At 72.6% G+C, this 6,063-nt stretch carries 6 protein-coding genes and 1 pseudogene; 2 read left to right on the plus strand and 5 right to left on the minus strand.

The features are described 5' to 3' along the window. Together AB0M20_RS22295 and AB0M20_RS22300 are read right to left on the minus strand one after the other, a co-directional pair. Positions 1-293: pseudogene (locus AB0M20_RS22295) on the minus strand (hypothetical protein); the annotation flags it as partial. A 1,202-nt stretch (positions 294-1,495) separates the two neighbouring features. Further along, on the minus strand, positions 1,496-1,948 hold the full coding sequence (locus AB0M20_RS22300; RefSeq protein ID WP_364301018.1) for an SRPBCC family protein: 453 nt from the start codon (positions 1,946-1,948) through the stop codon (positions 1,496-1,498). A 106-nt stretch (positions 1,949-2,054) separates the two neighbouring features. Here AB0M20_RS22300 and AB0M20_RS22305 point away from each other — a divergent pair, with 106 nt between their 5' ends. Together AB0M20_RS22305 and AB0M20_RS22310 are read left to right on the plus strand one after the other, a co-directional pair. Beyond that, complete coding sequence (locus AB0M20_RS22305) at positions 2,055-3,746, plus strand: GAF domain-containing sensor histidine kinase (protein ID WP_364301020.1); 1,692 nt, start codon at positions 2,055-2,057, stop codon at positions 3,744-3,746. Positions 3,747-3,753: 7 nt separating this feature from the next. Then, complete coding sequence (locus AB0M20_RS22310; RefSeq protein ID WP_364301022.1) at positions 3,754-4,422, plus strand: response regulator transcription factor; 669 nt, start codon at positions 3,754-3,756, stop codon at positions 4,420-4,422. Between the two features lie 206 nt (positions 4,423-4,628). On the opposite strand, the gene AB0M20_RS22315 is transcribed toward AB0M20_RS22310, so the two are convergent. From AB0M20_RS22315 to AB0M20_RS22325, 3 genes are all read right to left on the minus strand, one after another. Continuing rightward, entirely contained in the window at positions 4,629-5,045 is a 417-nt protein-coding gene (locus tag AB0M20_RS22315) for a DUF4395 domain-containing protein (protein WP_364301024.1), read from the minus strand. A gap of 68 nt (positions 5,046-5,113) precedes the next feature. Further along, positions 5,114-5,563: a thioredoxin family protein gene (locus AB0M20_RS22320; RefSeq protein ID WP_364301026.1), complete on the minus strand. Its 450-nt coding sequence runs from the start codon at positions 5,561-5,563 to the stop codon at positions 5,114-5,116. Between the two features lie 48 nt (positions 5,564-5,611). Next, positions 5,612-6,063, minus strand: a 452-nt coding sequence (locus AB0M20_RS22325) for an ABC transporter ATP-binding protein (RefSeq protein ID WP_364301029.1), incomplete at its 5' end; no start/stop codon positions are given.

Genomic DNA, 6,063 nt, shown 5'->3' on the forward strand with positions numbered 1-6,063 from the left:
CGAGACCGCTCGGCGGCGGCCTCGCGCTCGGCCGTGCGGGTGGCGGCCGACCAGGCCGACGCGTCGTCGGCGGGCGTCTCGACCGATGTGTCCGGCTCGGCGACGCTCATGCGGGTCGCGGCCGACCAGGAGACGTCGGGGTCCGGCGGCCGGGGCGGCGCGGACTTGCGCGGGCGCGCCGGGCGCGAGCCGGACATCGCCGAAGCGGCACGCATCAGTCTGGCGACGCCGGTCGCGAAGTCACCGGCGCCGGTCGCCAGCCGCTCGGCCGTCTGCGGAGTGGGGTTGCGCATGCCCGCGATGGCTCGGCAGACCGGACAGACACAGCACGCCAGGCTGCCGGTCGACCACCCATACCGAAGCCGTTCCTGCGTCCCGGCGTGCCCGGCCGTTCCACCGGTGGCCCAGGCCCAGGCATTCTCGACAACCCTGCCACCGCTACGCACCCAGTCCCCACCGGCGGAACCGGCTGACCCAGCGGCGAACCCGGCAGACCCGGTGGCGGACCCGGCGGTCGATCCGGGCCGATCCGCGGCTGCACGCGCCGTGCCCGCCCCGCCCGCACTGCTCGCAGCACGATCCGAGCCGCCCGGCGCAGAACCACTCCGATCGGAGCCACCCGACGCAAAGCCACCCTGCTCCGAGCCACCCGACGTAGAACCACTCCGGTCAGAGCCACCCGACGCAGCGCCACCGCGCTCCGAGCCACCGGCCGCGGAACTACCCTGCTTCCAGTCACTCGCGGCAGGATTGCCCCGCTCCGAGCCACCCTGCGCTGAGCCACTCGCGGCAAAACCGCCCCGCTCCGAGTCCGCGGCCGTGCCGCCCGGAGGTGCGTCAGCAGCGTTGTTGCCCTCAGCCGGGGCCGCACCGGCGGTCGGCCGCGACGGCGGACGAGATTGACCCGTCACCTGGCCGACAAACCCGGCAACGGTCTCGCCGAGGGCACCAAGGCCGCCCACCAGGCGCCCGGCCGCATCAGCGATCGCATCTTCGACCCGAGCATCGCCCGCTGCGCCGGCGGATCCCCGGCTCTCCTCAGCTCCGTTGGACGCGCCGGCCTCTCGAGCTCGCCCTGCTCCCCCGGCGCCACCGGCCTCCGGGGCCTGACCTGCTCCGCCGGCGCCACCGGCCTCCGGCGCCTTAGCTGCTCCGCCGGCGCCACCGGCCTCCCGAGCCTGTCCACCGCCGGCCCCGCCGGAAGCCGACCCACCGGAAGCCGTGGACTCAGCCGAGGCCGGCGGGCCGGCGGGTCGCGGCGGCGCCGAGCGCTCCGTGGCGCCCGCGACCTGGCCGACGATGCCGGCGAGGGTCTGGCCGATCGTGCCGAGGCCGTCGACCAGACGCCCGGCCGTACCCGAAATGGTCTCGTCGTCGCGCGGTCCGGCGCCGCTGGAGGTCATCGCGAGCACCGTGGCAACCAGCCGCTCGGCCTCCTGCCGCGCCGAACCGGTGCCGGACCCGCTGTCTGCAGCCATCTCCCGCTCCTCGCCGATCACGCCGTGGACAGGGCTTCGACCCGGCGCTTGAGCTGCTTGAGCGCCGTGTCCATGATCATCTTCTCGGCCTTGCGCCGGAACATGCCCAGCATGCCGATGGAGAGCTCGACCGCCAGCGTGTAGGTCACCGTGGTCGTGCCGTCGGCGTTGTCGACCAGGTCGTAGGAGCCGTCCTGCGACTTCTGCGTCTTGGAGGGCGCCACCAGGTGCCACTCGATCCGGGACAGATCGTCGGCGTACGCATACTCCAACGTGTAGTCGTCGGCCATCACACCGGCGTCGATGACGAAGCGGACCTCGGCCGCGTACCCGTCGGAGTATTCGCTCTTGACCTCGACCTGTTTCATCGCGTCGGCCCACTCGGGATAGCTCGGGAAGTCGCAGATCACCGCGGCGACCCGCTCGAGGGGCGCCGAGACCTGAATCGACTGCGTCGAGGTGTCAGCCATGCTCCGGAGGCTACCCGGTGGCACCCACAATCCGGCCGTTGAGGGCGGGCCGCACCGCCGACTCGCGGATGGGCCGGCCGCTGAGCATGCGGCTACGATCCGTGACGTGCCAGCCTCCGCCGTCATGCCCGTGCGCGTCCAGCCTTTGGCGGTCGCCGCTCGTCTCGTCATGCTCGCCCTGGTGGCGGCCCTCACGGTGATCGCGACGCACTCTTTCAGCGAGCTCCGCTGGATCGCGTTGCTGCTGGTCGCCGCGCTGCCCGCGCTCCTCACGCCGGACCACCGGATCTGGGCGCCGGCGGGGCGGTTCGCCGAGGTGGCGATCACCGGCCTGGCGGCGGCCTCGATCGCATCGGCCGCCGACCGCACCGAGACGGTGTCCGCGGGCTTCGGCGCCGAGGTCATCCTGCCGTACCTGGCGGTTCCGCTGCTCACCGCGGCCCTGCGCCGCAAGCCCACCGAGGGCGCCGCCCTGCTCGGCGTCTCCGCGGTCGCGATGGTGGTGGGCGGGACGCTGCTCAGCAGCCCGATGGCGATCACCCAGCCGGGCTTCCTGGCGGCGGGCGGCCAGTGGCTGGTGCTGGGCGCGATCGTGACGTTCGCGGCGGACACCATGCGTCAGCTGATGGCGCCGGCGCCGCCCACCCCGCAGCCGTACGCGGAGGCCACCCGCCTGCTCACCCAGCTACGCAGCGTCGCCCGTTCCCTGCCGGGCGCGACGCTGGACCCGGGCGGCATCTCCGAGCACCTGCTCGAGGAGCTGCGCCAGGTCGCGCCGGGCGAGCGCGCGGCGGTGCTGTCGGCGAGCGGCGGCGGCCGGCTGGTGGTGCTGGCGCAGACCGGCGCCGAGCGGGTCGACTGGGAGACGACGCTGGACGCGGACTCGGCGATCGCGGACGCCTGGGCCACCCAGCAGCCGCAGACCGCCAGCCGCTCGCAGTCGCGCACGCATCGGAGCGGCGAGGTCTCGTCGTCGCTGGTGGTGCCGCTGGTTGCCGGCGTTCGTACCATCGGCTTGGTGATCTTGGAAGCGGATGTGGCGCAGGCCTATCCGTCGGCCGTGGTCTCGCGCGTCACCGAGGTGACCGGGCCGGCGGCGCTGCGGCTGGAGGCGGCGCTGCTCTTCGACGACGTGCGCTCGCTCGCGACCAACGAGGAGCGCCAGCGCCTGGCCCGCGAGATCCACGACGGGGTGGCGCAGGAGCTGGTGATGGTCGGCTACGGCATCGACAACGCGCAGGCCACGCTGCCGGAGGGCGCCGAGGAGACGGCCGAGGAGTTGCGCTCACTGCGTGCCGAGGTGACGCGGGTGATCACCGAGCTGCGGCTGAGCCTTTTCGAGCTGCGCTCGGAGGTGGACCGCAACGGCGGTCTGGCGGCGGCCATCGCCGAGTACGCGCGCACCATCGGCACTCCCGCCGGCCTGCGCGTGCACTTCACCTTCGACGAGTCGACCGCCCGGCTGCCGGCCGCGACCGAGGCGGAGTTGCTGCGCATCGCCCAGGAGGCGATCACGAATGCTCGCAAGCACGCCGGCGCGTCGAACCTCTGGGTCACCTGCACCATCGACCCGCCGTACGCGGAGATCACCGTCGCCGACGACGGCAAGGGCTTCGCCGACGACCGGCCCGACGGTCGGTACGGGCTCACGATCATGGCCGAGCGGGCGGAGCGAATTCGCGGAAAGCTCAAGATCACGCCACGACACCCCAGCGGGACAACGGTTGCCGTGGTGCTAGGAAGTGCGGCCCGACGCGATAGCGTGCGGGATAGCGTTTCCGCTCCAGAAGGGGAGTAACCCGAGCATGTCGACCAGTCCGACGCCGACGACGCGCACCAAGGTCCTCCTTGTCGACGATCACGACTTGATCCGTAAGGGGCTGCGACACGCATTCGAGCGCGACCGGCAGTTCGAGGTCGTCGGCGAGGCCGCCACGGCCGCCGAGGCCGTTCGCCAGGCCGGCGCCCTGCAGCCCGACGTTGTGATCATGGACCTGCGGCTGCCCGACGGCAGTGGCCTAGAGGCGACGCGCGCCCTCCGCAAGAACAACGCCAACATGGGCATCGTGGTGCTCACCATGTACGCCGGCGACGACCAGCTGTTCGGCGCTCTCGAGGCCGGGGCCAGCGCTTTCGTGCCGAAAACGGCGCCCGCCGACGAGGTGGTGGCGGCTGCCCGGCACGCCGCCTCGGCACCGAGCGCATTCACGGCCGCCGATCTGGCCGAGGCCATGAAGCGTCGCCTCGCGCCCAGCGGACCGCAGCTCTCGCCGCGCGAGGGTCAGGTGCTGCGGCTGCTCGCCGACGGCATGAGCGTGGCCGGGATCGCGAAGCAGCTCTTCGTCTCGGAGTCCACGGCGAAGACCCACATCTCCAAGCTGTACGAGAAGCTGGGCGCCGCCAACCGGGCTCAGGCGCTCATGACCGCGCTGCGGCTGGGCCTGCTCGAGGCGCCCGACGCGCCCAAGTTCTAGGGCTCATCCGCTGATCCGCCCGGCCACCGTTGGTGCCGGGCGGTCGGCGCCGAAATGGGCGTTTCCCGGCATCGGCGGCTTCTCCGGCGTGTCCGGACGGGCAGATCTTCGGTCATTGTTCTCGGACTACACGGTCCGCCGAGACCTCACCCGGTCGGGTGATCTTCGAGCCTTCGGCCGTGATCGATGCCGGTGATCGACGTCCGTCAGGCGGCGGGTCGCGCCGTCGCACGGCGGATCGCCAGATATGCCTCGCAGCCGACGCACAGGCCGAACGCCGCGTTGAGGAATGCGGCCAGCAGGCCCAGCGCCGCGAAGGCGACCCCCAGCGCGGTGACCCCGGAGAGGTAGCCGACCGCGGCGACGGTCAGGAACACGAAGCCGACGAGCTGCGCGAACCGCACGGGCGCGGCGGGCTCTCGCTCGGCCGGCGGGCCGAGGCGCGGCAGCACCACGGCGCGGTAGACCATCGGGTAGGGCCCGCGGCGGGGGTCCGCCGCGGTGATCGCGAAGACCACGGCCTGGATCAGCGCCAGCCAACCCCAGCCGGTGGCCAGCACCACGATCAGAACGACGCTGGTGAGCGTCGCCGCGAACCGCTGTCCGCGCGGATCCAGCTCCATGCTCTGACTGTCGCACTTCTCGGCCCGGCTGCCACCGTGAGCGGCATCACCAGCGGAAACGTGCAGATTCAGCGCTGCGACGCGGTGCCGATCGCGGCGATCAGCTGCGGCTTGCCGGGCACGCCGGTGGCGCGCTTGATCTCACGGCCCTCGGCGTCGAGCACCAGGAGGGTGGGCGTGCGCCAGATGTTGAGGGTACGCACGGCGTCGAGGTGGCTCTCGGCGTCGACCTCGACGTGCCGGACGCCGGGCACCATGGCCGCCACCTCGGCGCTGATCCGGCGCACCGCCCGGCACGGCGCGCAGAATGCCGACGAGAACTGCAGCAGTGTCACCTCGGCCGGCTGATCGGCGCCCAGCGCCGCCAGCAATTCGGCATCGATCCGGCCGGCGGGCTCTTCCGGCGTGACGACGGCGGGTGCGGCAGGTCGCAGCCGGCCTTCGGTGCGGCGGCGCCACAGGCCGATGGTGGTGCCGGCCAGCAGCACCACGGCGGCGACGAGCAGGCCCACGGTCATGCCCTCACTCTGGCACGCACGCGGCCGCCCGGCCATGTGACCTGGGCGTCATGCCGACTGATAGGCGCTTGCCTGCAGGGTGAACATCTGCGCGTAGGTGCCGTCCGCCCGCATCAGCTCCGCGTGATCGCCCTCCTCGACCACCGCGCCGTGGTCCAGCACGAAGATCCGGTCCGCTTCCCGCACGCTGGCCATCCGGTGGGTGATCAGGATGACGGTCCGGCCGGCGGCGAGCTCCCGCAGCCGCCGATAGACCGCGTGCTCGGCCCGCGCGTCCAGGTTGGCGGTGGGTTCGTCGCAGATCAGCAGCGGCGCGTCCCGATAGAACGCGCGGCTCACCGCGAGCCGCTGCCATTGGCCGCCGGACAGGTCCGCGCCACCGGTGAAGTGCCGCGACAGGAACGTGTCGTACTGCTTGGTCAGTTCCATCACGAAGTCGTGTGCGTCGCCCGCGCGGGCCGCGCCGTGCAGCTCGTCGACGTCGACCGCGCGGTCGTGGC

This window comes from Actinoplanes sp. NPDC051633, from assembly GCF_040681735.1.
Classification (GTDB): Bacteria; Actinomycetota; Actinomycetes; order Mycobacteriales; family Micromonosporaceae; genus Actinoplanes.

What these genes read in the sequence shown, in the direction of transcription:
- AB0M20_RS22300 (WP_364301018.1), bottom strand. Translation starts at nt 1,948, where the DNA reads ATGGCTGACACCTCGACGCAGTCGATTCAGGTCTCGGCGCCCCTCGAG.
- AB0M20_RS22310 (WP_364301022.1), top strand. Translation starts at nt 3,754, where the DNA reads ATGTCGACCAGTCCGACGCCGACGACGCGCACCAAGGTCCTCCTTGTC.
- AB0M20_RS22315 (WP_364301024.1), bottom strand. Translation starts at nt 5,045, where the DNA reads ATGGAGCTGGATCCGCGCGGACAGCGGTTCGCGGCGACGCTCACCAGC.
- AB0M20_RS22320 (WP_364301026.1), bottom strand. Translation starts at nt 5,563, where the DNA reads ATGACCGTGGGCCTGCTCGTCGCCGCCGTGGTGCTGCTGGCCGGCACC.